Genomic DNA, 24649 nt, shown 5'->3' on the forward strand with positions numbered 1-24649 from the left:
TCCCTGGCGGGTGGTGCTGGCCTGTGGTTGGCGCCACCTGCAAGCAATCGGAGGAAGACATCTCATGAATGCGCTCGTCTCGATGTCGGGAGTTGAAAAGTCTTTTGCCGGCGTACCGGCACTGAGTCAGGCCAGCCTGAAGATCGCAGCTGGCGAGGTTCACGCGCTGATCGGCCAGAACGGTGCCGGTAAATCGACGATGATCAAAGTTCTGACCGGGGTTTACGACCGGGATGCCGGCGACGTCCATCTGGCGGGTGTGCCAAGCCGCATTTCTACCCCGCGCGAAGCGCAGGAATCCGGAATTGCCACGATCTATCAAGAGCTCAACCTGGTGCCGCTGCGGTCAGTGACCGAGAACATCATCATGGGGTACGAGCCCAAACGTCTCGGCTTTCTGGTCGACTGGCGCGAGGGCAACAGGCGCGCACGCGAGGTTCTTGCGCGCTTTGGCATAGATATTGACGTGACCGAGCCGCTGGGAAATTTCGCGACAGCGATCCAGCAGTTGGTTGCGATTGCGAGGGCTGTTTCTCTGGACGCGAAACTTGTCATCATGGACGAACCCACGTCGTCGCTGGATGCCAGCGAGGTCGAGGTTTTGTTCGGTGTGGTGCGCGAGTTAAAGAAACAGGGCGTGTCTGTTCTGTATGTCTCGCATTTCCTCGATGAGCTGTTCCAAATCTGCGATCGGGTTACAACGATGCGAGACGGGCGCACCGTAAGCACGCGTACCGTCAAGGACACGACCAAACTGGAAATGATCGCGGACATGCTGGGCCGCAACACGGAGGAGATCGCGGCGGATGGTCTGACGGACTTTGCGGGTGCCAAGGCCAAGAAAGGAGATATCGTTTTGCGGGCCGACTCTGTTTCGACAGGCCCGCGATTGACGCATTTCGACCTTACACTCCACCGCGGCGAAATCGTTGGGCTGGGCGGGTTGCTGGGCTCTGGCCGGACCGAGGCGGCGCGCGCTTTGTTCGGAGTGGACGGGGCCCGCAGTGGCGCGATCGAGTTGCATGGCTCGGTCGGGCAACCGTCCGGACCGGGTGACGCGATCGCAAACGGGGTCGGCTTTCTGACCGAAGATCGCAAGGCCGAAGGGATCATTCCTGACATGTCCGTGCGCGAAAATATGACGCTGGCCCTGCTGCCGAAACTGGCCAGTCGTGGTCAAATCGACTTTTCCCGCGAGCGCGAGATCGTTCAGGCCTTCATCGACGATCTGGGTATCAAGGCGGCGCATATGGACCAACCCATTCGCGAATTGTCCGGCGGCAACCAGCAGAAGGTGCTGCTTGCCCGTTGGCTGGCGACGCAACCCGACATCCTGATACTCGACGAGCCGACCCGAGGCGTGGATGTCGGCGCCAAGCGAGAGATCCAATCGTTTATTCGGTCTTACGTCGAGAAGGGGTTCGGCGTCGTCCTCATCAGTTCGGAATTCGAAGAACTGGTGGAAGGCGCCGACCGCATCGTAGTCATGCACGAGGGGCGCTCGGTCAAGGAACTGACCAACCCCGGGATTACCGAGAACATACTGGTGCGCGCGCTTGCGCATCATGAAGAAGGAACTGGTTCATGGACCGCGCAATGAAGTCGCCGCAACGGGTCGCATCGATGCCCTTCCGCTTTCACGGCGGTATCGCCGCGTTGGTCGCCCTGCTGGTGTTCAACGCGTTTTTCACCCCCAATTTCCTGCAGTTGCAGACCCTGTTTGTGAATATCAGCCAGGTTGCCACTATCGCCATCGTGGCCATGGGCATGACACTGGTAATCGCCACGGGTGGGATCGATCTGTCGGTTGGTGCGGTCATGGCACTGGCGGGGGCGCTGGCCCCGCTGATCTTTCTGTCGGATCTGGGCGCCGCTAATCCGATGCTAGGCGTAACTTTGGCCATTGTCCTGCCGCTGTTCGTCGCGGGGCTATGCGGGGTGTTCAACGGCGTGATGGTTGCCGTATTGAACGTGCAGCCCATTGTGGCAACGCTCATTCTCTTCATCTCTGGTCGCGGTATTGCCCAGGTTTTGACGAACGGGAACCTGCAGACATTTTCAAACCCTTCATTCAGTTATCTTGGAACTGGCAAGGTGTTTGGCTTGCCGTTCCAAGGTTGGCTGGCGCTGGCCATTGCCTGTGTGCTGTTTTGGGTGATCACCAGAACCACATGGGGCCGTTACCTGCTAGCCATCGGCGGCAATGAACGCGCGGCCTATCTGTCGGGTGGTCCTGTCCGACGGGTCAAGATCGGGGCTTATGCCATCTGCGCGGTGCTTGCGGGCCTGGCCGGTCTGATCGTGGTTGCTATCAACTCGGCCTCGGACGCTGCGCGCAACGGCAATCTGATGGAGCTTGATGCCATCGCAGCCGCGGTTGTTGGCGGTGCTCTTTTACAAGGCGGGCGGGCGCCGATCTTTGGTGCCATACTGGGAGCCGTCATCATCCAATTGGTCAAATATACGTTGTTGGCCAACGGGGTAGAGGATGAAGTTGCATTAATCGCCAAGGCCGTCATCATTATCCTGGCCGTTTGGGTCCAGCAGTTCCGGAGGGCTTGAATGATGTTGGATGAAACGGCTTTCGACCTGCGAAAGTACCTTCGGCGCAATTCGGCTTCGGTGACGGTGTGGCTCGCACTGCTGGCTTTGATCCTGTTCGGGCTGATGCGCTATGAAAACTTTGGCAGCGCCTACAATTTCTCGTCTTTCCTGAATTACAACGCGATGTTCATTGCGATCGCACTGGGCATGTGTTTCGTGATCATGACCGGCGGGATTGATCTTTCGGTCGGATCCGTTGCGGCCTTTACGTCGGTTGTTGCGGCCTATCTCAGCCCCCACGGGATTCAGGTTGCCTTGCCGTGGGCCGTTCTTGCCGGGGTTGGTTTCGGGGCTATCAACGGCTTTTGTATAATCATCCTTCGAATCCCGCCCTTCATCGCCACATTGGCGACCATGTTGGCCGCCAAAGGCGGCGCATTGGTGATTTCGGGCGCCCAGACAATTTCAGTCGATTGGGGGTCGAACTTCACCAAGCTTGGCATGGGGCAGGCGTTCGGCCTGTTTCCATGGACAATCGTCATCGTGGCCGGACTGACCCTGGCACTTTGGTTGGTGCTGGAAAGGACAACCATCGGGCGGACCGTCTTGGCGATCGGTGGCAGCGAGGATGCCTCGAACCTAATGGGCCTGAAAGTCAATCGCGCCAAGGCTTTCGTCTACCTGCTGTCGGGGGGCTGCGCGGGGCTGGCCGGAGTCTTTTTGGCCTCGGGTTTTGGAGCCGGACAACCCCTTGAGGGTATCGGATGGGAATTGTCGGCCATCGCGTCTGTCGTGGTGGGAGGCACTTTGTTGACGGGTGGGATGGGTTCGATCCCTGCGACGGTGGCCGGTGCGCTGTTGCTGGGGCTGGTCTTCAACGTTCTGAACTTTGAAAACGGTCAGGGCACCATCAGTTTCAGTGCCTATTGGCAGATGGTCATACGTGGAGGCTTTCTATTTGCGGTCATCTTTTTACAGTCCCGGGTTATTGCCAGGCAGCAGAAGGTCTTGGGTTCATGAATCGTATAGAAAGTGTTTCAGCGCGGCTGTTCAACGTTCCGCTCGCTGAGGTCCTGGTCGATGCCAAACATGGGGATCACACGTTTTTTCAATTGATCACAGTCACCATTCAAACCTCGGATGGGGTCGAGGGGGTCGGGTATACCTATACGGGGGGCAAGGGTGGTCATGCCATCCTAGCGATGATCCAGCATGACCTGGCGCCGTTCCTTGTAGGACAAGACGCCGAACAGATCGAAAGCCTGTACGACGCCATGCAGTGGCATGTGCACTACGTCGCACGGGGCGGGATCGCCTCGTTTGCCATTTCGGCCGTGGATATTGCATTGTGGGACATTCGCGGCAGAACGCAGAATGCGCCATTGTGGCAGATGGCCGGCGGAGCGTCCAAACGTTGCAACGCCTACGCCGGCGGGATCGACCTGAATTTCTCGTTAGAGAAACTGCTGCACCAGACCGAAGGGTACCTTGCGCGTGGGTTCAACGCAGTCAAGATCAAAGTCGGTCAACCAGACCTGGCCGACGATCTTGCACGTGCCCGGGCGGTGCGCGAGATGCTGGGCCCGGACCGGTTCTTTATGGTCGACGCGAATTACTCTATGAGCGTCGAAGAGGCCATCGTGGCTGCCAGAGGGTTTACCGACTGCGATATTCTGTGGTTCGAGGAACCGACGATTCCAGACGACTACAAAGGTTATGGCCGAATTGTCGAAGCGACGGGCGTACCCCTTGCCATGGGTGAAAACCTACACACCATACACGAATTCGAATACGCTTTTGATGACGCGAAGCTGAGTTTCATCCAGCCCGATGCCTCAAACTGCGGTGGGATCACCGGCTGGCTGCGCGTGGCCGCGCTAAGCGCACAGCACGGCATTCCGGTTTGCAGTCATGGGATGCAGGAGCTGCACGTCAGCCTTGTTTCTGCACAACCCAACGCAGGGTGGCTAGAAGTACACTCATTCCCGATAGACCAGTACACGACCCGTCCGCTGGTTGTGGAAGACTGTCTGGCCGTGGCCCCGGATACCCCGGGAACGGGAGTGGAATTCGACTGGGACAAATTGAATGCGGAACACAAGGAGATGCATAAATGACGACCCAGACGATCTCTGCGGCATACTACAGGGGCAATAAGAGCTTTGCTGTAGAGCAAGCCCAAGCGACGGATCCGGGCCCCGGCGAGGCTGCCATTCGCGTTTCCTATTGTGGGATTTGCGGGACGGATATGCACGTCTACCACGGCAACATGGATGCTCGTGTCGGCCTGAACCGGGTGATTGGGCATGAGATGTCAGGTGTCGTCGAAGCGGTGGGCGATGGCGTCGATACGGTCGTACCCGGCCAGAAGGTCGTTGTCCGGCCGCTTGATCACTGCGGAGGATGTCCAGCTTGTAAACGGGGGCATCAGCATATCTGTCAGAACCTCAAGTTTCTCGGCCTCGACACCGATGGCGCCATGCAAGAGATCTGGACCGTTCCGGCCCACACTTTGCACGTTCTGCCGGATGACTTGCGCATGGATCACGCAGCGCTAATCGAGCCGGTCGCTGTTGCCTGCCACGATGTGCGGCTGTCTGGTCTGCAAACAGGAGAGGACGTTGTCGTCATCGGCGGCGGCCCGATCGGCATCCTGGTTGCCATGGTTGCGCGGGATGCGGGTGGAAATGTCGTGATTTCCGAAGTGAATCCGAACCGTCTGGCGATAGCTGAAAAACTTGGCTTTGACACGATCAACCCAACAGAGACCGAACTGGTGTCCACAATCAACGCGCGCACGGGCGACAAAGGCGCAGATGTGGTTTTCGAGGTGTCGGGAACTCAGCCCGGTGTTGATGCGATGACCGCCGTTGCCGCGACGCGGGCTCGGATCGTGATGGTCGCGATCCATGCTCAAAAGCCCCAGATTGACCTGTTCCAGTTTTTCTGGCGAGAGCTGCAACTGATCGGTGCTCGGGTCTATGAGCCAGAGGATTACGAGAAAGCCATTGCAGTTGTCGCCTCGGGCGGCGTGGACGCTGACGTCGTGATTACTGACGTCAGCCCTCTGGCAGACATTCAGGCCGCGTTCGAAGCACTGGATCGCAGTCCAACCGCAATGAAAAGCCTGATCGAAGTAGGACCGCGTACATGAATGTTTTGCAAAGTTTCGACCTGACGGGAAAGACGGCCCTTGTGACTGGGTGCAAACGCGGTATCGGGCGCGGCATGGCCGAGGCATTAGCATCGGCCGGAGCCGATATCATCGGAGTGTCCGCCTCGCTCGAACTGTCCGGGTCGGATGTCGAAAAAGCCGTGACAGCGATCGGGCGCAATTTCCGGGCTTACCAATGCGACTTCTCGGATCGCGCCGCTCTACATGGGTTTATTGACCACTTGAGGGCCGATGGACGAACCCCTGATATCCTTGTTAACAATGCCGGCACGATCAAACGCAAACCCGCCGCCGAACACCCGGACGACTGGTGGGACGAAGTGATTGAGGTGAATCTGTCCTCGCAGTTCGTTCTGTCTCGAGAGATCGGGAAGGACATGCTAACGCGCGGCTCCGGGAAGATCATCTTCACTGCGTCGCTGCTGACATTTCAGGGCGGCATCACCGTGCCGGGATATGCGGCCTCGAAAGGCGGGATTGGACAGCTGACCAAGGCTTTGGCCAACGAATGGGCCGGGCAGGGCGTGAATGTGAATGCGATTGCGCCTGGCTACATCGCGACCGACAACACCCAAGCTCTGCGGGATGATCCGGTCCGGTCGAAGTCGATCCTGGAGCGAACACCCCTGGGCCGTTGGGGTACGCCTGGTGATTTTGCCGGACCGGTGGTCTTTCTGGCCTCTGCCGCGTCGGACTTCGTCAACGGTGAAATCCTTGTAGTCGACGGGGGCTGGATGGGGCGTTAGCGCTGTCAACGCTCCTTGTGACCCGAAGTCTCAAGTCCCGATGTAGTGCGCCTTCAATCGGCGTGTCTTGGGTGCTTCCCGATGTTCGAACAGGTATAGGCTTTGTACGCGGCCCAGCGGAAGCTGACCCTGTTCGACCGGGATCGATACCTGAGTTTGCGTCAACAGCGCCCTCAGATGCGATGGAGCGTTGTCGTCCTCGGTCGGGCGGTGGTGATACTTGCCTGGTGACTTGGGTACGAGTTCCTCGAAGAACGTCTCGATATCCTTAAGCACATCGGGATCGGCATTGGCCTGCACCAACAGCGCAGCACCCGTGTGGACGCACCAAAGGGTCAGCAGGCCCGAGACAAATTCATGTTCGGACACCGCACGCTGAACGATCCCGCTGACGTCGGTGAGGGATTTGCCGGGTGTTTCAATTGACAGCTCAAAAAACTCTTGCTTCATCCAGCAGGCCCTTTCCTTGACTTCACGCTAACGCGCCCAGCTTTCTACATCCCGCTTGGCATTCAGAAATGGGGATTAAGCTTCTGATTTTGAGAGCATATTGGCTGTAGGTCTATGCAAACAGGCTTTTGAACCTGTCCACACACAGACGAAAACCATCTTCGAAGTTTCCGTTGCCGGGGTGATAAACGCTTTCGAACGAAATGACGCCATCATAGCAGTCGGATCTGAGTGCGTCCGCGATGGGTTGGAACAGAGGCGCAAGCTGACCTTCCCCCATGCGTCGTACTTCCAGCGTTGCCCGTGGCGTGTCGACCTTTACGTCCTTGATGTGAATGTGACCCAAGTAGCCGCCACGCAGTTCTTCATAACCTTCCGGGTATGCCAATTCATGGCACCAGCAGTTGTTTCCGGGGTCCCACAGCACTTTCAAAGTGTCTTTTGCGTCTAACTCGTCAATCAGCTTGCGGGCTGTATAGTTGGAATTGACCAGCGTGCCGTTTCCGGTTTCCACGACAAGTTTCACTCCTTCAGCTCTTGCCAGTTCAACCGCCGGCGCGATCAGAGGCGGCATCGAGTCCCATACTCCATGCGCTACGTTCCATTTTTCGGCACCGTTTTTTCCCCACAGTATCTGCTCTTTTCGTTGCGTCATGATCCGAACCAGCGGAGACGCAACAACATGCGCCATGTCGATCACGCGTTTCAAGGCATCCATATGCCGAGTGTGCAGGTCGTCGCCGGGCCTGTTGGCAGCTGTCATCCCCGCAAAGATATGGCGCGACAGACAAGACACAGGCTTGCCCCGGTCGCGCAAAAGCGCGTCGATCTTGGCAATTTCCTGCGGGGAATGGTCTCCGACCTCCGTATCGCCAACGAATTGAAGCTCTGCATAATCCAGACCGAATTCGTCCATTACGTCCACGGCATGCCGCAGATCGCGGGAAATGCCGTCGCAAATTACACCTAATTTCATGTCTGGTCCCCTCAGCGATGCAATTCTGCGCCAACGATCTCTTCGATGACGCGAGTACACACCCAGTTGTCGCCATTCGGGTATTTGGTTTTTCCGGCGTGAAAGATCTGCATTGCGGATGACGCTGTGTGCATGGGAACGCCCAATGCACCGGCCAGTGCCAGAGAGATCGTCAGGTCCTTATGCATGGTTGCGATATGACTACCTGTGGCTTCGAACTTGCGATCAATGATGTTTTCAAGGGCGGTATTCACGACGCCGCACCCCGCGCTGGATGAGGAGAACACATCAAGCAATGCCTGACCGCTGACACCGGCTTTGGCCGCCAGGGCCGCAGCCTCGAATGTGGCGGAAAAGATCGATCCGATAAGGGATTGCAGGCAGGCTTTCACGGTTTGCCCGTCGCCGGCGTTTTCTCCGACCCGATGAATGGTTGCCGAAACTGCCTGCATGACTTCTGCGTTTCGGTCCAGCACATCCGCAGCGCCAGCAGCCATCATCGTCAATGTACCGTTCTGCGCGCCGGGAAACCCACCCGAGACCGGAGTGTCGATCAGGTGGATGCCTGCGCCCTCCATGTCTTGCCCGATAGCGCTTGCTTCGGCCGGGGTAATGGTCGCCGACAGGATGACAGTTCCGCCTTTGGCCATGTTCGCAACCAGGCCATTTTCACCCAGAATGACATCGCGGGCCTGATCTCCGTTCATCACCATGACAAACACACTGGCGGCGTGACGGCCGACCTGTCCCACACTGTCCTTGGCCAGGCCACCTATGTCGGTAAATGCCGTCATGCGCGTCTCGCTTAGGTCGAAACCGGATGTTTCAAAGCCATTCTTGATCAGGTTCTTGGTAAGGCCGCTGCCCATGTCGCCAAGACCGATTACGCCTGCTGTTTTCATTTGGACTCCTCCCGTTTTTGTTCGCCATTTCGGTATGGCAGACGTTTCGGAAAATGATGCTCAATTGCATCGGTTTTCGCGGGAGTTTCACGCGTCTTGAACAGACGTCGGGCGAGTCCGGAAGACACCCCGCTGCCCGTTTACGTGCCGTAAGTAAACGAAGAATGCGGCGTTCAGGCAAGCAAAGAAGTGTTGCGGCGGAAGGAAACCGCCTGATCCGACGCGTTACGAGAACGCCGCCATGATGCCGCGCAGTTCCGCCAGCCCGCGCATTCGTCCGATCAGCGGATAGCCGGGAGTGCTGTGTCCGCCCAGATCGCTCAGCAGTTCTTGTCCGTGGTCGGGCCGCATCGGAATTTGCCAGTCGCCACGCCCTTGGGATTTACGGCGGCGCTGTTCGTTCATCAGTTCGCGAATGGTGCCGACCATGTCGGTGTCGCCCTCCAAATGCGGGGCCTCAAAGAAGTCCGGCTTCTGGCTGTCTGACCCCGCGATGCGTCTGGTGTTCCGCAAGTGAACAAAGTGAATCCGGCCGCCATGTCTACGCACGAAGTCCGGCCCATCGAATTCGGGGGACACTCCCAGCGAGCCGGTACACAACGTTGCGCCGTTCGCCTGCAAATCAACCGCATCCAGAACGGCGCCGTAGTCCTCGGTGCTGGACATGACCCGCGGCAGACCGAGCAACGAGAACGGCGGATCATCCGGATGACAGCACAAGCGCAGATCCAGTTCTTGGGCCACTGGTGCGACCTCAGACAGGAAGTCGATCAGGTTTGCGCGAAGCCGGTCACGGTCTATATGCGCATATGTCTGCAACAAAGAGCGCACGTCCTGCACGCTCCACTGATCGTTGGCGCCGGGCAGCCCCGCAGTGACATTGTGCTGCAACTGGGCTTTGGATTCATCCGACATGCGCAAGAAGCGATCCTCGGCCGTTTGCTGGACGTCGTTGGAATAGTCTTCCGACGCACCCGGACGTTCGAGAATATATATGTCGAAAGCAGCAAAATCAGTCAGGTCGAACAGCATGGCCGTTCCGCCATGCGGCTGCGGGGCGCGAAGGGCGGTGCGTGTCCAATCCAGGATCGGCATAAAGTTGTAGCACACGACTTTGACGCCACGGGCGGACAGGGCCCTGAGGCTGGACTTATACGCCTGCAGATGTTCGGCTATGTTTGCGGACTGCGTCTTGATCGCCTCGGAGACGGGCAGGCTTTCGACAACGTCCCAACTGTACCCGGCAGCATCCAGAACTGCCTGCCGATCGGCGATGCTCGGTTCGTCCCAAGGCTGTCCCGGTGGGATGTGATGCAGCGCGGTGACGATGCCCTGAACCCCGACTTGATGGAGATCGACCAGGGCGATCGGATCATCGGGTCCGAACCAACGCCAGCATTGTTTCATGGCAGCCATCCTTCATACAGAGGGTGATCGGGCTCGATGGGAAGGGTAACACGCTGCCCGGTGCGCGCAGCGTGATAAATCGCCGTCACAAGGCCGATGGACGCAGCGCCGTCCTGCAGCGTAACGGCCGAATTTGCCTCAGACTGCAGCGCCTTCCCGACTTCGGTAAAGAACCCTTCGAAACCTGTTGGCTCGACAGCGGAGGTGGCAAGAGCGTCGTCGATAGCGGCTTGATCCACCGGGTCCCGCGAGACGAATGTCCAGGGCGTTTGACCCGGGGCATAGGGTTCCGTGCCAGAGGTAGCGGTCACCTTTTCAAAGACGAACCGCAGGCGGGTTTCGTCCGTGGCGGCGCCCAAGGTGATATTGCTTGTGCACAAAGCGCCGGAAGTCATGCCAAAACAGATCGCGGCGCAGTCTTCGGTCTCGATCGGGTTGACCCGCGTTGTGGCCATTGCAGACACCCAGGCGATATCACCCGCAATATGAGTCAGCAGATCATGGTTGTGGATGGCATGGCCCAGCACTGCGCCGCCGCGTTCACCGGCCCATGTTCCCCGCCACGGCACTGCGTAATAGTCAGCCCCTCGGGACCAATGAGTTTCAAGCGCGGCAGTTTGGACCGCTCCGCTCAGGCCAGCGCGTTGCAGGTGGCGCAATTGGGCCAGTGACGGGCCCCACCGGTATTGAAAAACCGGAAACACATGCTTGCCTGCGCTGCGGGCGGCTACCGTGATCCGATCCACATCCTGCATCGAAGTCGCAAGAGGCTTTTCGCAGACAACGTGTTTTCCTGTGGCCAGTGCGGCAAGGGTGGTCGGCACATGCAGATGGGGTGGCAGGCAGATGTCGATGACGTCGATCTCCGAATCATCCAGCGCGTCTTGAATGTTGGTCAGTGCCCGAAAATCCGAGTTCTGTCGAATCTGCTCGATCCGGTCCGTATTCTGGTCGACCACGGCGGTTACGCGGAATTTGCGGTCAAGCCGTTCCAGTGCGTTTAAATGTTGCGCACCGATACCTGCGCCAAGGATCGCAACGTTGATCATTTGCGTTCCGCCATTTCCTGCGCGTGCAATGCCAGTTCCATGACCGTAAAGCAGTGGGTTTGGATCATCGCGGTTTCGGTCCGGTTACGGATGTCATCGGCCAGGCGCGAAAAGTAGGGAAGGCCGGCGTCAGATGCGTCGATCTTTTGGCAGGTTTCACCATTGACGAGGATCAGATGATTTGTTCCCGAGGCTCCACCCACATCAACGTATTTCCGCAACTCGATATAGCCTTCGGTGCCCAGGATCGTCAGGCGACCATCCCCCCAGTTTGGCAGGGCATCCGGCGTAAACCAGTCAACCCGGATGTACCCGGTGCCGTTCTCGCTTCGTAGATTGAGCTCTCCGAAATCCTGCAATCCGGGATCTTTGGGGTTTGCGTAGTTCGCCACACAAGCGTTTGTGATTTCCGCGGTTTCCGAACCTGTGTAGTGCAAGAACTGATCGATCTGATGCGAGGCGATGTCGGTCAGAATACCGCCATAGCGTTCACGCTGAAAAAACCATTCCGGACGAGTTGCCCGGTTCAGTCGGTGCGGGCCAAGTCCGACCGTCTGGATCACGCGCCCGATGGCACCGGCCTCGACCAACTCGGTCGCCCGGGTGCTGACGGGCGTTTCAAACCTTTCGGAAAAATTCACCGACCAGATGCGACCGGTGTCCGCAACCGCCCGTTTGATCTGGTCGAGTTGCTCGAACGTCGTACAGCCCGGCTTGTCGCTCATAACATCCATGCCGTTTTGCATGGCGCGGATCGTCAACGCGGCCCTATCTGCCGGTATTGCCGAAATCAGCGCCAGATCCGCCCCACTGGTTAGGGCGTCTTCCAGTCGGGCCAGCCGCGGAATATCGGGAAACCTTTTGGCGTAGCCCGGAAGCGTTTCCGGATCGCCTTGTGTCCAGTAGCCAACGCAGTCCACGCCGATTTTACGCATGTTTTCCGTCATGCCATAGATATGGCGGTGGTCCAGGCCAAGGGCGACGCAGGTCAGGCTCATGAGATGACTCGTGTTTTCTGGCCGGTTCGATTGGCGATCTGCATCGCGTCTATGACGGCGTGGGTCAAAAGGGCACTGCGTCCGGTGGCCATGGGTAGCGTGCCATCAGCAACGGCCATGGCGAAATCCTCGATGACCGCCTGATGCCAAGCATGGGTGAACGCCATGGGATCGGCCCCTCCGCCTGTGGCGGACGTTTCGCCAACCGTGGATTTATAACCATCGAAAGTCGTTAAGGTCAGGACACCTGACTCCAAATGCGCTTTGGCGCGTGTGCCTTGGATGGTAATGGACTCAGCGGCCCCGGGATATTCGGCAGTAGTCGCCATCATGGTGCCCACTGCGCCGCTATCTGTTTCAAAGATTGCACCTGCCCAATCCTCGGCCTCGAGATCGTGTAACGGAGTTTTTCTCATCATGGCTTGAATGCCCGAGATCGGCCCTAGCAGCCACATCGCAAGGTCAAGCGTGTGGATTGCCTGCGAGATCATGACACCGCCTCCGTCGCGTGCGTAAGTGCCGCGACCCGGCTCGTCATAGTAGCTCTGATCACGCCACCAAGGGACACGGATCTCCACCGTGGCGATCGCGCCCAGCTCACCCTGTTCAATGGCTGATTTCAGCGCCTGCGAGGCGGCGCGGGCGCGGTGCTGAAAGACGATACCCAGCGGCACGCCAGAGGCCTCGCATTGCTCGACAATGGCTGTCGCGGCGGCCAGCGTTCTTTCGATGGGCTTTTCCATCAGGATCGGTTTCGAAGCGGTCGAAAGAACCCGAACCAACTCTGTGCGCTGATCGGGCGGGGTTGCGATGATCGCAAAGTCGACGTTTGGGTCGTTTGCGATTTCCTCGACCGAGCTGAAAGCGCGGGTGTCGTTTCGCTGCGCGAACTCAGCTGCTTTTTCAGGATTGCGCCCGAGGACGCCAGCAAGATTGAGGCCTTGATCCGATGCCCGAATTGCAGCCAAATGCGTACCCGAAACCATCCCCAAACCAATCAGCGCAATATTCATTCATTCCCCCGGATCACCCGGTCAGTCTGCGGGTTCGAACGGGAAAGATGCAACCATTAAAAACTGTGTTAACAATTGCGGGCAGCAGTATCGGAGGCAGAATTGACCGGTAATTTGAATGGCATGGCAGAAGACCTGTACCTGGGCATCAGGGACCTGCCGATCGTATCTCCGCATGGTCACTGCGATCCGGGGTGGTTTGCAACTGATGCGCCGTTTCCCAACCCGGCAGAACTGCTGGTGGTTCCCGACCATTACATGTTCCGTATGCTCTATTCGCAGGGCGTTCCCTTGTCCGAACTTGGCATTGGGGAAGAGGGGCGAAAGAAGGATCCTCGCGCCGTTTTTCGCACTTTTGCCGAGCACTGGCATCTGTTTCTGGGAACGCCATCCCGGATCTGGATGAATTACGTGCTACATGAAACGCTGGGCGTGTCTGAGGAGTTGTCTTCGCGCACGGCAGACCAGGTTTACGATAAGATCTCAGAAAAGCTGGCGCGACCTGAATTTCGTCCGAGGGCTTTGTTCGACAGATTTGGGATCGAGGTTCTGGCCACCACAGATTCCGCCCTCGACAGCCTCGTTGAGCATCGGGAGATTCGCACAGGCGGTTGGGGCGGGCGAGTTGTTCCGACGTTCCGCCCAGACGGGGTTTTGGATGGGGCGGACCCGGAGTTCGTACAAAACCTGAAAAAGTTGGCCGAGCTGACGGGCTGCGATCTGGGCAGCTACGATGGCTACCTCAACGCGCTGCGAATGCGGCGGGCTTATTTCATCCAGCTGGGCTGTACGGCCACCGACCACGGAATCGAACGTGTGCAGACCGAGTGGCTGGACGACCCGGATGCGCTGTACCAACGGCTGAGACGGCGGGAAGGCACAGAACAGGGCGCGCGCCGGTTCTATGGGCATATGCTGATCGAAATGGCGCAGATGTCTATCGATGATGGCCTGACCATGCAGATACATGCTGGCAGCAAGCGCAACACGAACGACGCGGTAATGCGGGACTTCGGACGGGACAAGGGGGCCGACATTCCAATCGCGATGAATTGGGTCACGGGCCTTGAGGCGCTTTTGAACCGGGTCGGAAACTCGGCGGAACTGCGCATCATACTCTTCACATTGGACGAGAGCACCTATGCCCGTGAACTGGCGCCCATGGCGGGACATTGGCCGTGCCTTAGGATCGGGCCGCCTTGGTGGTTCCACGACAGCCCAGCCGGGATAGCGCGGTATTTCGATCAGATTGTTGAAACGTCCGGATATTACAATCTGGCCGGATTCAATGACGACACGCGGGCTTTTCTGTCCATTCCTGCACGGCACGACCTGTGGCGACGGGGAGTGGCGATTCATCTAGCCGAGCAGGTTGCGCGCGGCTATTTCGGTCGGGATAGTGCTGGGCATCTTGCGCGGTTGCTGGCTGTCGATTTGGCGAAACAAGTTTACGGATTGCAAAGCTAGATGGGTACAATTCTTCACTTCGGCCTTGGAAACTTCGCCCGGGCGCATTTGCTGGACTACACCGATCAAGCTGGCGGATGGGACGTTGTCGGCGTCAGCCTGCGTTCATCCTCGGTTCGGGATGGATTGGCCCGACAAGGTTTCGAGTACGATTTGTGCGTACAGGGGCAGGGCGTCCGGCGCATCAAAGCTCTGCGTGACGTTCTGGTCGTGCCCAATGATCGCACAGAGATTTTCGATGTGATGGCGGATGCCGAAATCATCTCGGCGACCGTCACCGAGAAAGGTTACCATTTGGACGCCGCGGGCAATCTGAACCTTCAGGACCCGGCGATTGCCGCCGATCTGGCAGGGCAAGGGCCTGCGACGCTGATCGGGTTTTTAGCTTATGGCCTTGCGGAACGTTGCAAGCCAGTAACGGTGCTAAGCTGCGACAATCGCATGGAAAACGGCAAAACGCTCGAAACGGCAGTTGCCGATTTTGCGAATGCAGCCGGTCTGGACGTGGATTGGGATGCCGTTCGCTTTCCCAACGCGATGGTCGACCGGATCACCCCGGCCACCACGGACGCCGTTCGCGCAATCAGCGGCGATCCTATGGCTGTTCCGACCGAGGCGTTCTCGGAGTGGGTGATCGAAGACAGTTTCGCCGGTCCGCACCCGGATTGGCCGGGCGTGCAACTGGTCGATGACGTAGCCCCGCACGAGATGCGAAAGCTGCGCATGTTGAACGGTGCCCATTCCCTGTTGGCTTATGCCGGGTTGGAGCGAGGCCTGACCTACGTCCACGAAGCGGTTCGAGACCTGGTTTTGCGCCCGCTGGTTTCCGAGTTGATGAAGGATGCGGGCGCAACGCTGCCCGCAGCACTGCAAGCACAGGTTCCGGACTATGCCGAGGCTTTGTTGCGCCGCTTTGAAAACCTCGAGCTGGCGCACCGTCTGGACCAAATCGCGATGGATGGCAGCCAGAAGCTGCCGTATCGGTTTGTTCCCACACTCCGCGAAACCGGCTCTCAGGCGGTGATTGCGGGGATGCGGGCCTGGATCGCCTTTTGCATGTCCGAGACCGCCAAGGGCAGAGCGCTTAACGATCCTTGCGCGTCGGAAATCGCGTCGGCTGTTAAGCAGCCAGATCCGGTAGTACCACTTTTGGGCCTTGTCGGTGCCGAGGATCTTGCACCACTTATCCGGGAATGATCGCGCCGCGAAACTGAACAACGGTGGAAGCCAGACTGTGTCCTGCCATCAGGGCTTCGGCCTGCGATTTTCCCGTCAGCAAGGCCGCGAGGTATCCACCGTTGAAACTGTCGCCCGCGGCGGTGGTATCGAGTACGTTTTTGGCAGGTTTATAGGTTTGCTCAATGTTCTGACCGATGGAAAGAGGGCCATTATCTCCGCGTTTTAACCCACCGACACCGTGATGATCGGCAAAACGTGCCGCCACCTGATCCGCGCTTTCCCCGAACAGTGCCATCTCGTCGTCGATGGATGGTAGGGCAATATCTGCACGCTGCCAAAGCCGTTGGTTGATCTGCCGGGCGTGTTCGGCGCTGTCCCAAAGACGCGGACGAAAATTGCTGTCATAGACCAACCGGACTGAAGAGCCTTCGAGCCAGTCCAGAAGCGCAAGCCTTACCGAATGCGGAAGAATGGCCACGGAAATCCCTGACAAGTACAGCACGTCGTAACCTTTCAGCGAGCTGAAGTCATGATCGGCAAAAAGCTGGCGGGCGGCCGCCTCGCTGCGCCAATAGGTAAAGCTGCGTTCACCGTCCGCAGAGGTCGTGATCGCGTATAGTCCCGGAGAAGCGTTGGGAATGATGCGGATGCCGGATGTCCCGATGCCATGGTTGGCGATAAAGTCCGCGATGCGCCCTGAGAACGGGTCGTCGCCCAGACATGTCACATACTCCACCTGCAGATCAGGAGCCGCGCGGTGCATGTAGATGGCTGTGTTCAGCGTATCCCCCGCGACGCCCACCTTCGCGCCGGTCTCCAGCATGGACAATTCGATCATTGCTTCGCCGATGCAGGCAATTCGCGTCATTTCTTTTCTCTTTTCCAGATGATGAGCCCGGCGACCATGATCAGCGCAGCCCCTGCCAACGTGAATGCGTCCGGTACAGTGTCAAAGAACAGATAGCCCCAGATCGCAACGTAGATCAGGAACGAATAGGTGAATGGCATCAACTGGTTCGCCGTTCCGAACCGATGCGCGTTCGTCAGCAGTTGATGCCCGCACCAGCCAAAGACGCCTAGGCTGATCAGGACTATCAGGCTCCACGTGTTTTCCGGCTGAACCCAAAACCAGATGGCGAACGGCAGCAGGACCACTGTCCCGGTAAGCCCGAGGTAGAATTGCATAGTGTCCACGGCAACAACCCCAGACAGCTTGCGCGTCATGATCGAGTACAGGGCCAACGCGGTGGCGTTGTAGACGATCAGTAACATGGTCGGATGAAAGGCCGAACCAAACGGCCGCACGACAACTAACACTCCCAGAAAGCCCAGGATGATGGCTGCCCAACGCCATGGGCCTACGCGTTCTTTCAACACGAAGACGGACAGAAAACACACGATGACCGGGCTTGAGAACATGATTGCTGACACGACGGTCAGAGGCAAAAACCGTAGGGCATAAAAATTGAAAACGGTCGCCGAGATCAGCAGCAAGGCCCGGCTAATGACCTGCCATGGATGGTCGGTCTTGAACCGGCTGGCCTCAATCCCGCCTTTGGCGATCACGCCCACAGAGATCACAAAGTGCCCCGCATAGCGCATGAACGCCAACTGAAATGCCGGCACGCCGGCCAACGCCAACCACTTGGCCCCAAGGTCTACCAGCGAAAAGAACAGCCACGCCGTCAGCATCAGCACGATGCCAAGGCGCGGCAGGTCCGCATTGGGGTTGGCGGTGACAGCCATCTATCAGATGTTGAAACGCTTGACGTAGTAGTCAACCATCTGGCTGACCATGTCGTCCGCCTGACCTTGGTCGCGCGCGTCACTCAGCGCCAAAAGCGCCCCCTGCGACATCACGCTGGTAACGCCTGCTTCGCGCGCCATGCGGTCATAATACCCAAGGTCTTTCGCCGCGTTCTTGATGGCAAAGGCCAGTTGGTTTGGGTCATTCTCGACGCCGTAGGCTTTGACGAAATCCATCATTCCGGAATGCAGCGGCCCTGCGGCCATAACGTCATACACCTGCTTGCGGTCAACACCCGTGATATCTGCCATGGCAAAGGCTTCGGCCATCGCATTCGCGACGGTCATTCCGAAGAAGTTGTTGATCAGCTTGATCGTGTGTCCGGATCCAACGGGGCCAAGGTAAAAGACGTTTTCGCCCAAATCCTTCAGTGTCGGCTCGGCCTTGTCAAAGGCAGACTTGTTGCCGGAAGTCATGATGTTGAGCTTGCCTTCTAGCGCGTGCGACGGCGTTCGGCCAAGCGGCGCATCCAGATAGCTTCCGCCGGCTGCGGCAACCTCCTCGGCCAAGGCGCGTGTACTGCCTGGGAGAGAGGTGCCAAAGTCGATGACGATCGCCCCGGGTTTCAATCCCGCAATCACTCCGTCTGTACCTCGCATACGACCCTCGACCTGTTCGGAGGTGCCCATGCACAGCATCACGATGTCGCTGGCTTCAGCTAGTTCTTGGGCGTTTTGCGTCTCGCGGGCGCCCCGGTCAATCGCGGCGTCCAGGTACGTGCGGTCGCGGTTTCCCAATACAGCGACCGAGTATCCTTGGTCCAACAGTCGGCTCACCATGGCTCCGCCCATTAGTCCCAAGCCGATAAACCCGATTGATGGTTTGCTCATTGGTTTCCCTTTCCGTGAATGTGTCTGGTTTCCATTCTTGTGTCTGGTGCGGGCGGCTTTACAGTTTAAATGCTCATTTTGCCCTGTGGAATATCATTGATTTTTGAGTGGTCCGGTATTTTGCCGGGCCGCATGTCCATCAGGCCGGCGCCCGCGCTCGAGTTGTTCGCGCCTTTAGCCCCTGTTCGATCCATGATGTGACCTCGAGCGTCCGGGCTGCATCCTCGACGTCGATCAGTGGAGGGGCGCCGTCGATCACGTCAAGGAAGTGATCCAGTTGCGCCTCCAATGGTGCGCGTTGCTGTTCCGGTCGTGTAAGCTGGTCCTTTTGGGCCGCAGTCCCCCAATCCTTTCCACGCCACAGAGTCATGGAGGGAAAACTCACAGCACCACTGGTTCCCGTGATCCACATCATGTCCTGGTGGGTCGTGCCGATGTTCGGGTTCTCGCCGGTTCCAGCTTCAAACCCCCAAGGGCTGGGTGCGGTGTCGGCAAAACTGATAGTGCCCGTCGCGCCGTTTTCGAACGCGGTCGCGATAGCCCCGCTTTCTATCCGATCCGATCCGCGGATCGACGCGCCGGGCAGGGCGACGACATCCGAGATTTCTCCGATCACAAACCGCAGGACATCGATATCATGCACCAGATTGATCATGACTGGGCTGCCATCAGAAGTCCGCCAGTTCTGTTCAAAATAGCTCTCGGGTTTACGCATGGCCCACAGCAACGAGACGTTGATGACTTGTCCGATCGTTCCTTGCGCGATCACCTCTTTCAGGTGCTGCAAAGTTGTATGATACCGTCGATGGTGGCCCACAAGGCTGCGGACATCGGCCTGGTGAACGGCCGTTCTCAGGCGCAGAGCATCATCGACCGATGCGGCAACCGGCTTTTCGATCAGCATGTGCCAACCGCGGGATGCGGCTAGAATGCCATGTTCGGCATGCAGGTGGGTGGGCGTCGCGATGATGACGCCATCTACTGGGCTCTGCACCTCGTCCATACTGGCAAAACGCGGCGCGTCGATCTGGATCGAGCCATCTGGATCGGCCAACCCGACCAACATGCAGTCGGGATGCTCAATCACGGCGCGGACGTGGCGGATGCCGATCAACCCGCCGCCAGCTACAAGGATCCGTTTCACATCACCGCTCCGATTTGCCAGGGAACGAATTCGTAGTCACCCAAGCCCTGCGCCTCGGACTTGGTCCGCGCGCCCGAGGCGACTTGGAGCAGCCGTCGGTATATTTCCTGTCCTTTTTCTTCGACGCTGGCACCTTTGGTCAGAATATCGCCCGTATCCACGTCCATGTCTTCAGGCATGCGCGCTGCCAACTCAGAGTTGGTAGCGATTTTTAGCGTGGGCGCTGGTTTGGACCCAAAGGCAGAGCCGCGCCCCGTGGTAAAGCACACTAGGTTGCACCCGGCCGCGATCTGCCCGGTCACCGAGGCCGGGTCATATCCGGGGCTGTCCATGAAGGTGAAGCCTTTGGCTGTGATGGGTTCAGCGTATTTGAATACACCGGTCAAAGGAGTGGTTCCACCCTTCGCCGCTGCCCCCAGCGATTTCTCAAGGATGGTCGTCAGCCCCCCGTGCTTGTTGCCGGGGCTTGGGTTGTTGTCCATCGAGCCGTGATTGCGAGCGGTATAGTCCTGCCACCAATCGATCAGTCCGATTAGTTTTTGCCCAGTTGCGCGACCAAGGGCGCGGCGGGTCAAAAGATGTTCGGCTCCGTAGATTTCGGGCGTTTCCGCAAGGACACCGGTGCCGCCTTGGGCAACCAACAGGTCGCAGGCATGTCCGAGCGCAGGGTTCGCGGTCACACCTGACCAAGCGTCCGATCCACCGCACTGCAGCGCAACCATCAATTGAGACGCCGGGGCTTCGCTGCGCCTCGCCTCATTCGCAATGGGCAGCATCTTGTTAATCTTGCTGATGCCCACTTCCACGGTCCGGCGCAATCCGGCGACGTTCTGGATGTTCATCGTCTGGAAGGTGGGACTATGCTTCAGCCCATACGCGTCTAGCAGCCAATCGATCTGGTTCATCTCGCATCCCAGACCGACCATCAGAACGGCAGCATGGTTAGGATGTTTCGCAAATCCCCACATGACCCGTTGAAGAGTTTCGAAACCGTCGCCGGAATCGGCCATTCCGCAGCCCGTTCCGTGGACAAAGGCCACCACGCCGTCGACGTTCGGAAACTCGGTCAGCTTGTCCGGTGTGAAGTGGTTGGCGATCATGCGGGCTGCGGTCGCCGAACAGTTCACGGTGGTCAGAACCGCGATGAAATTGCGCGTGCCGACGCGACCGCTGTCCCGGTGGTAGCCCATGAACGTATCGACCGAGGTGGCGGGTTTCACGGGCCTGTGATCCGTCGCAAACTCGTAGTCCACGCTGGTTTTGCGGAACTGGATATTGTGAGTGTGCACATGGTCGCCGGGTTCGATCGGTTGGGTGGCGTAGCCGATGATCTGGGCGTACTTTCTGACCGGATCGCCGGGTGCAACATTCCGCGTGGCGACCTTGTGCCCCGAGGGGATGCGCGCATTGGTCGTGACATCCTCGACCATACTGCCGACCTCCAAGGGCCGAGTTGCAATCACCACGCTATCCGTTCGATCTAAACGTACAAAAGTCATAGTCAGCTTTCCTGGGGGCAGCAGCTAGGCGCAGAACGGCGAGTCCGATGTCCACCGGTGAATATCTATATGCGGCTGTCCAGACAGCCTTGCTCGTGCCGCCTCCCAGTTGGCCTTGCAGACTCGCCAATCTCGCAGCTCGGTTTCAGGGCGCGATCTGGACCTCGCGATGAAGCTGGGGAAATGATCTCGACCGGTGGGTTGGCCCGCCGCACTGAAGCGGATGTCGAACGACCAGCGGAACCGGTCCGTTTCATTGACCAGCGAAGCATGTGGCGTCAAAGGGTGAAACAGGATGATCCCGCCCGCCTTGACAGGAAGGGGCACGGCTCGGTCTTCGTCAATGAACCCGTCGGCAATGCCTGTCTGCGTTCGCGCGCAATGCGGCAGGATGGATTGGTCCTGTGCCTTTGGCAACACTTGCAGGCAGCCGTTTTCGACCGTTGCATCGTTGACGGCGATCCACACCGTGACCATGTCGGTCTGGTCCGCATCCTCCAACGCGACCGCCCGGTCCTGATGCCAGTCCGTTGCGGTGATGTGTGCGCGCACCTCATCCTTGGACAGCTTGAGGGCAGGGGGCTTCAGCCGAACGTGCTGGATCGGATTGCTGACCAACTCTGGCCCGATCAACTGCTCGACAATGTCAAGCATGGGCCGGGCCGTCAGCAAGTCGAACACTGCGGGCCCAATATGGAACGGTGTGTCCGCCATGATCCGATCGCCGGGCAACGAGATGTCCAGCGGCTGGAAATAGTCGCAACCGGCCTGATAGGCGGACAGAAGTTTGTCCCAGAAGATCATTCTTGACGGTTCGTCCGTGACCAGCCCTTTTTCGTACCAACCGTCATAGAGCCGGTTCAGGACATCCGAGTATTCGGCCTGTACCCGATCCAGGACATCGGCCGGAATAACATCCTCGAGCACGAGGTATCCGTCCGTCTGGAACTTGCCAATCTGATCTTGTGTCAGCATGGGCGCGACCTCACAACAGCAGCGCGATGATGCCCGGCCAGATCAGAAGAACGGAAAGCGCCAGCAGCTGGATCCCGATGAATGGCAGGAAGCCGCGGAAGATATCCGTCAGACTGATATGCGGCGGGGCCACGGACTTCAGGTAGAACGCGGCCGGGCCAAAAGGGGGCGAGAGGAAGCTGACCTGCATGTTCATACAGAACACGACGCCGAACCAGATGGCGACATGACTCGGCTCCAACTGGCCAAAGACTCCGATTTCCTCGATAGGAAGGCGCAGGACGATCGGCAGAAAGACCGGAATGATCAACAGCACGATGCCGACCCAATCCATGAATGCGCCCATGAACAGCAAGATCAGCATCATCACCAGAATGACCAGCATAGTCGGCAGCTCCTGGCCGACGATAAGGTCGGCCACGTACTGGGGCCCGCCAGCAATAGTGTAGGCACCCGCCAGCGCGGCAGCCCCGATCGTAACCCAGATGATGGTGCCTGTGGATTTTAGGGTTCGCATCAAGCTGTCCCAAACCAGCTCGAACGATCCTTCGCCACGCAGGATGGCGATGATCAGAACGGCGAAGGCGCCCATGCCTGCAGCCTCGGTGATGCCTGTGATCCCGCCATAGATCGAGCCGAGCACCACGCCGATGACAACCAGCGGCGCGACGAGACCTTTGCCCATTTCCCACCCGATTTTAGCGCGTGCTCTGCCAAAGACGAAGAAGATCAGCAGAAGGGCAACGATCGTGATACCCGCAAACCAGGGCAGGTAGTCAGCTGTTCCCAGCCGCGCAGGCTCGCCCTGGCTGGCAGCGTTCGAGCCTGAGAGCTCGAAGAACGCGGCCCGGATAAACAGAACGGTGGAAAAACCGGCGACTACGATGCTCATGAAGGCCCCAAACAGTTTGCGTTTTTCTACCGGTTCGGGGTCGTTCGGGTCCGGTTCCGGCAGCGGAGCGTGATGAGGATTCAGCCGCGTGCGGATGATGATGTACAGGATGATCATCGAGGCCAACATGAAGCCGGGAATGAAAGACGCGGTGAACAGCGACTTGATCGAAGTTTCGGTGATCAGCCCATAGATGATCAGAACGATGGAAGGAGGGATCATGGTGCCCAGCGACCCCGAGGCGCAGATGACGCCGATCGCGAGATTCTGATCGTACCCGAGGCGCAGCATCTGGGGAAGGGCGATAAGGCCCAGCAGGACAACCTCACCACCGATTATGCCGGACATGGCCGCCATGATCACCGCCATGATCGAGGTCACGATCGCGATGCCGCCGCGTGTTCTGGACAGCCAGACATTCAGCGACGAATACATGTCACGCGCGATCCCGGACCGCTCTAGCAGCGACGCCATGAAGATAAACAATGGCACTGATATGAGCACGTAGTCCGTTAAGAGCCCGTATATCTTCTGCGCCAGAATATAAAGCGGCCCGGTGCCTGGCCGACCGGTGAGGACCCCGTCGCCGAATGAAAATGGGTTCAAAAGCAGTGTCGGTTCGAACTTCAGGACAAGAACCAGAACCGCAAGGGAAGCCGAGGCCAGACCCAAAGGCATCCCGATCGCCAGAAGCACGATCAGGGCGACCATCAGGATGAGTGAGATTGTTCCAATATCCATCAGTCTTGTCCCACCGCTCTTTTGATCATTTCAATTTCGTCTTCGTCCGGTTCATCTGTGTGGATTTCCGGTTCTTTGTTCCAATCCGCGATCAAGTTCAAAATTGCTTGCATTGCGACGAGCGTAATCACGATCAGCACCATCGGCTGCAACGTCGCCGGGATCGGAGGATTGAAGGCAGAGCCATAAAGCTCCCATTTATAGAGCTTGTTGACGAACACCTGTTTGTAGCTGCCGTAGACCAAAAAGAAGGCAAATAGCACGATCAGTATTGTCGAAACCGTATCAAAAACACGCTGAAGCCAACGTGGAACTGCGTCGTATAGCAGGAATATTCGAATGTGACTGCGTTGCTGCATGGCGTAGTAGCCAGACATCAAAAATACAAAGCTGGCGAACCAGAGTGTCATTTCGTTGGCCCACTCGGTCGGCTTTTCCAGGATATAACGCATGAAGACTTCGTAGAGCATGACTACAGTCATGATTGCGATCATCATCATCGTAACTCGGCCTATGAACAGGGCGAAACGATCCATAATCGTAGAACCTTCGAACTCCATCGTCGCTGCTCGCACGGTCTTTGTACCGATCACTGCAAGGAACGGTAGCAGGACGAGCGCGGCCACGTCGATGATGTCGACATACCCCCCGAACACGCCAGACAATTCGGGCGTGACGTCGCTGCGCAGATAAATTTCCGTTACCTGACTTTTGAGGGATTCAGATGTGTAAGGCAGCCAATCCAATAGGAATGCTGGGAGATGCCAAACAAGCCAACTGGCAGTCGCGACGAAGGCCAACGGTATGAGCCATTCAATTGGTCCGCCTAAATTCTTGTGCATCGCGTAACCCTCG

The 24649-nt window shown here is 58.1% G+C and carries 22 protein-coding genes and 1 pseudogene; 8 read left to right on the plus strand and 15 right to left on the minus strand.

Annotation, left to right across the window (positions count from 1 at the left end):
- Window positions 1–64: 64 nt before the first annotated feature.
- Genes GOW98_RS21255 through GOW98_RS21280 form a run of 6 tightly spaced genes read left to right on the plus strand, consistent with a single transcriptional unit; the run spans window position 65 to window position 6465 of the window.
- Complete coding sequence (locus GOW98_RS21255; RefSeq protein WP_254438104.1) at window positions 65–1600, plus strand: sugar ABC transporter ATP-binding protein; 1536 nt, start codon at window positions 65–67, stop codon at window positions 1598–1600.
- Window positions 1585–2562 (plus strand): ABC transporter permease, encoded by a 978-nt coding sequence (locus GOW98_RS21260; RefSeq protein ID WP_170335814.1) that lies wholly within the window; start codon window positions 1585–1587, stop codon window positions 2560–2562. Before GOW98_RS21255 ends, GOW98_RS21260 begins: the two co-directional genes overlap by 16 nt.
- Window positions 2563–3564: an ABC transporter permease gene (locus GOW98_RS21265; protein ID WP_254438105.1), complete on the plus strand. Its 1002-nt coding sequence runs from the start codon at window positions 2563–2565 to the stop codon at window positions 3562–3564.
- Window positions 3561–4661 (plus strand): mandelate racemase/muconate lactonizing enzyme family protein, encoded by a 1101-nt coding sequence (locus GOW98_RS21270; protein ID WP_170335815.1) that lies wholly within the window; start codon window positions 3561–3563, stop codon window positions 4659–4661. The genes GOW98_RS21265 and GOW98_RS21270 overlap by 4 nt, the downstream gene beginning before the upstream one ends.
- Entirely contained in the window at window positions 4658–5698 is a 1041-nt protein-coding gene (locus tag GOW98_RS21275; RefSeq protein WP_170335817.1) for a zinc-dependent alcohol dehydrogenase, read from the plus strand. The genes GOW98_RS21270 and GOW98_RS21275 overlap by 4 nt, the downstream gene beginning before the upstream one ends.
- Entirely contained in the window at window positions 5695–6465 is a 771-nt protein-coding gene (locus GOW98_RS21280; protein ID WP_170335819.1) for an SDR family oxidoreductase, read from the plus strand. The genes GOW98_RS21275 and GOW98_RS21280 overlap by 4 nt, the downstream gene beginning before the upstream one ends.
- Before the next feature lie 30 nt (window positions 6466–6495).
- Here the strand turns inward: GOW98_RS21280 and GOW98_RS21285 are convergent, their stop codons facing one another.
- The 7 genes from GOW98_RS21285 to GOW98_RS21315 form a co-directional block, all read right to left on the minus strand.
- Window positions 6496–6915 carry a secondary thiamine-phosphate synthase enzyme YjbQ gene (locus tag GOW98_RS21285; protein ID WP_170335821.1) on the minus strand — a complete coding sequence of 140 codons (420 nt, stop codon included), beginning with the start codon at window positions 6913–6915 and terminating at the stop codon, window positions 6496–6498.
- Window positions 6916–7027: 112 nt separating this feature from the next.
- Window positions 7028–7891: a sugar phosphate isomerase/epimerase family protein gene (locus GOW98_RS21290; protein WP_170335823.1), complete on the minus strand. Its 864-nt coding sequence runs from the start codon at window positions 7889–7891 to the stop codon at window positions 7028–7030.
- An 11-nt stretch (window positions 7892–7902) separates the two neighbouring features.
- Complete coding sequence (locus tag GOW98_RS21295) at window positions 7903–8793, minus strand: NAD(P)-dependent oxidoreductase (protein WP_170335825.1); 891 nt, start codon at window positions 8791–8793, stop codon at window positions 7903–7905.
- Window positions 8794–9018: 225 nt separating this feature from the next.
- On the minus strand, window positions 9019–10200 hold the full coding sequence (gene uxuA, locus GOW98_RS21300; RefSeq protein WP_170335828.1) for a mannonate dehydratase: 1182 nt from the start codon (window positions 10198–10200) through the stop codon (window positions 9019–9021).
- A complete protein-coding gene (locus tag GOW98_RS21305; RefSeq protein WP_170335830.1) occupies window positions 10197–11249 on the minus strand; it encodes a Gfo/Idh/MocA family protein in 1053 nt (350 codons plus the stop codon). The genes uxuA and GOW98_RS21305 overlap by 4 nt, the downstream gene beginning before the upstream one ends.
- Complete coding sequence (locus GOW98_RS21310; RefSeq protein ID WP_170335832.1) at window positions 11246–12247, minus strand: Gfo/Idh/MocA family protein; 1002 nt, start codon at window positions 12245–12247, stop codon at window positions 11246–11248. The genes GOW98_RS21305 and GOW98_RS21310 overlap by 4 nt, the downstream gene beginning before the upstream one ends.
- Window positions 12244–13260 carry a Gfo/Idh/MocA family protein gene (locus GOW98_RS21315; RefSeq protein WP_170335834.1) on the minus strand — a complete coding sequence of 339 codons (1017 nt, stop codon included), beginning with the start codon at window positions 13258–13260 and terminating at the stop codon, window positions 12244–12246. The genes GOW98_RS21310 and GOW98_RS21315 overlap by 4 nt, the downstream gene beginning before the upstream one ends.
- Window positions 13261–13362: 102 nt before the next feature.
- On the opposite strand from GOW98_RS21315, the gene uxaC reads away from it, so the two are divergent.
- Both uxaC and GOW98_RS21325 read left to right on the plus strand, forming a co-directional pair.
- Window positions 13363–14727: a glucuronate isomerase gene (gene uxaC / locus GOW98_RS21320; protein ID WP_254438106.1), complete on the plus strand. Its 1365-nt coding sequence runs from the start codon at window positions 13363–13365 to the stop codon at window positions 14725–14727.
- Entirely contained in the window at window positions 14728–15924 is a 1197-nt protein-coding gene (locus tag GOW98_RS21325) for a mannitol dehydrogenase family protein (protein ID WP_170335836.1), read from the plus strand.
- Here the strand turns inward: GOW98_RS21325 and GOW98_RS21330 are convergent.
- The 8 genes and pseudogenes from GOW98_RS21330 to GOW98_RS21365 all read right to left on the minus strand — a co-directional run bounded on the left by GOW98_RS21330 (window position 15911) and on the right by GOW98_RS21365 (window position 24636).
- The gene (locus tag GOW98_RS21330; RefSeq protein ID WP_170335838.1) at window positions 15911–16774 is read right to left on the minus strand and encodes a sugar kinase; all 864 of its coding nucleotides are present in this window, start codon (window positions 16772–16774) and stop codon (window positions 15911–15913) included. The two genes, GOW98_RS21325 and GOW98_RS21330, sit on opposite strands and share 14 nt — an antisense overlap.
- Window positions 16771–17652: a DMT family transporter gene (locus tag GOW98_RS21335; protein ID WP_170335840.1), complete on the minus strand. Its 882-nt coding sequence runs from the start codon at window positions 17650–17652 to the stop codon at window positions 16771–16773. The genes GOW98_RS21330 and GOW98_RS21335 overlap by 4 nt, the downstream gene beginning before the upstream one ends.
- 3 nt (window positions 17653–17655) lie before the next feature.
- A pseudogene (locus tag GOW98_RS26485) lies at window positions 17656–18585 on the minus strand (NAD(P)-dependent oxidoreductase); the annotation flags it as partial.
- 97 nt (window positions 18586–18682) lie between these two features.
- Window positions 18683–19687 carry a Gfo/Idh/MocA family protein gene (locus tag GOW98_RS21345; RefSeq protein ID WP_170335845.1) on the minus strand — a complete coding sequence of 335 codons (1005 nt, stop codon included), beginning with the start codon at window positions 19685–19687 and terminating at the stop codon, window positions 18683–18685.
- The gene (locus GOW98_RS21350) at window positions 19684–21186 is read right to left on the minus strand and encodes a UxaA family hydrolase (protein WP_170335846.1); all 1503 of its coding nucleotides are present in this window, start codon (window positions 21184–21186) and stop codon (window positions 19684–19686) included. Before GOW98_RS21350 ends, GOW98_RS21345 begins: the two co-directional genes overlap by 4 nt.
- 24 nt (window positions 21187–21210) lie before the next feature.
- Window positions 21211–22161, minus strand: a complete 951-nt coding sequence (locus GOW98_RS21355) for a phytanoyl-CoA dioxygenase family protein (RefSeq protein ID WP_170335848.1) — start codon at window positions 22159–22161, stop codon at window positions 21211–21213.
- Between the two features lie 10 nt (window positions 22162–22171).
- Window positions 22172–23794: a TRAP transporter large permease gene (locus tag GOW98_RS21360; RefSeq protein WP_170335850.1), complete on the minus strand. Its 1623-nt coding sequence runs from the start codon at window positions 23792–23794 to the stop codon at window positions 22172–22174.
- Window positions 23794–24636, minus strand: coding sequence for a TRAP transporter small permease subunit (locus GOW98_RS21365; RefSeq protein ID WP_254438107.1), 843 nt, complete (start codon window positions 24634–24636; stop codon window positions 23794–23796). Before GOW98_RS21365 ends, GOW98_RS21360 begins: the two co-directional genes overlap by 1 nt.
- Window positions 24637–24649 lie beyond the last annotated feature (13 nt).

The organism is Ruegeria arenilitoris, from assembly GCF_013032445.1.
In the GTDB taxonomy this organism is placed as follows: Bacteria; Pseudomonadota; Alphaproteobacteria; order Rhodobacterales; family Rhodobacteraceae; genus Ruegeria; species Ruegeria arenilitoris_F.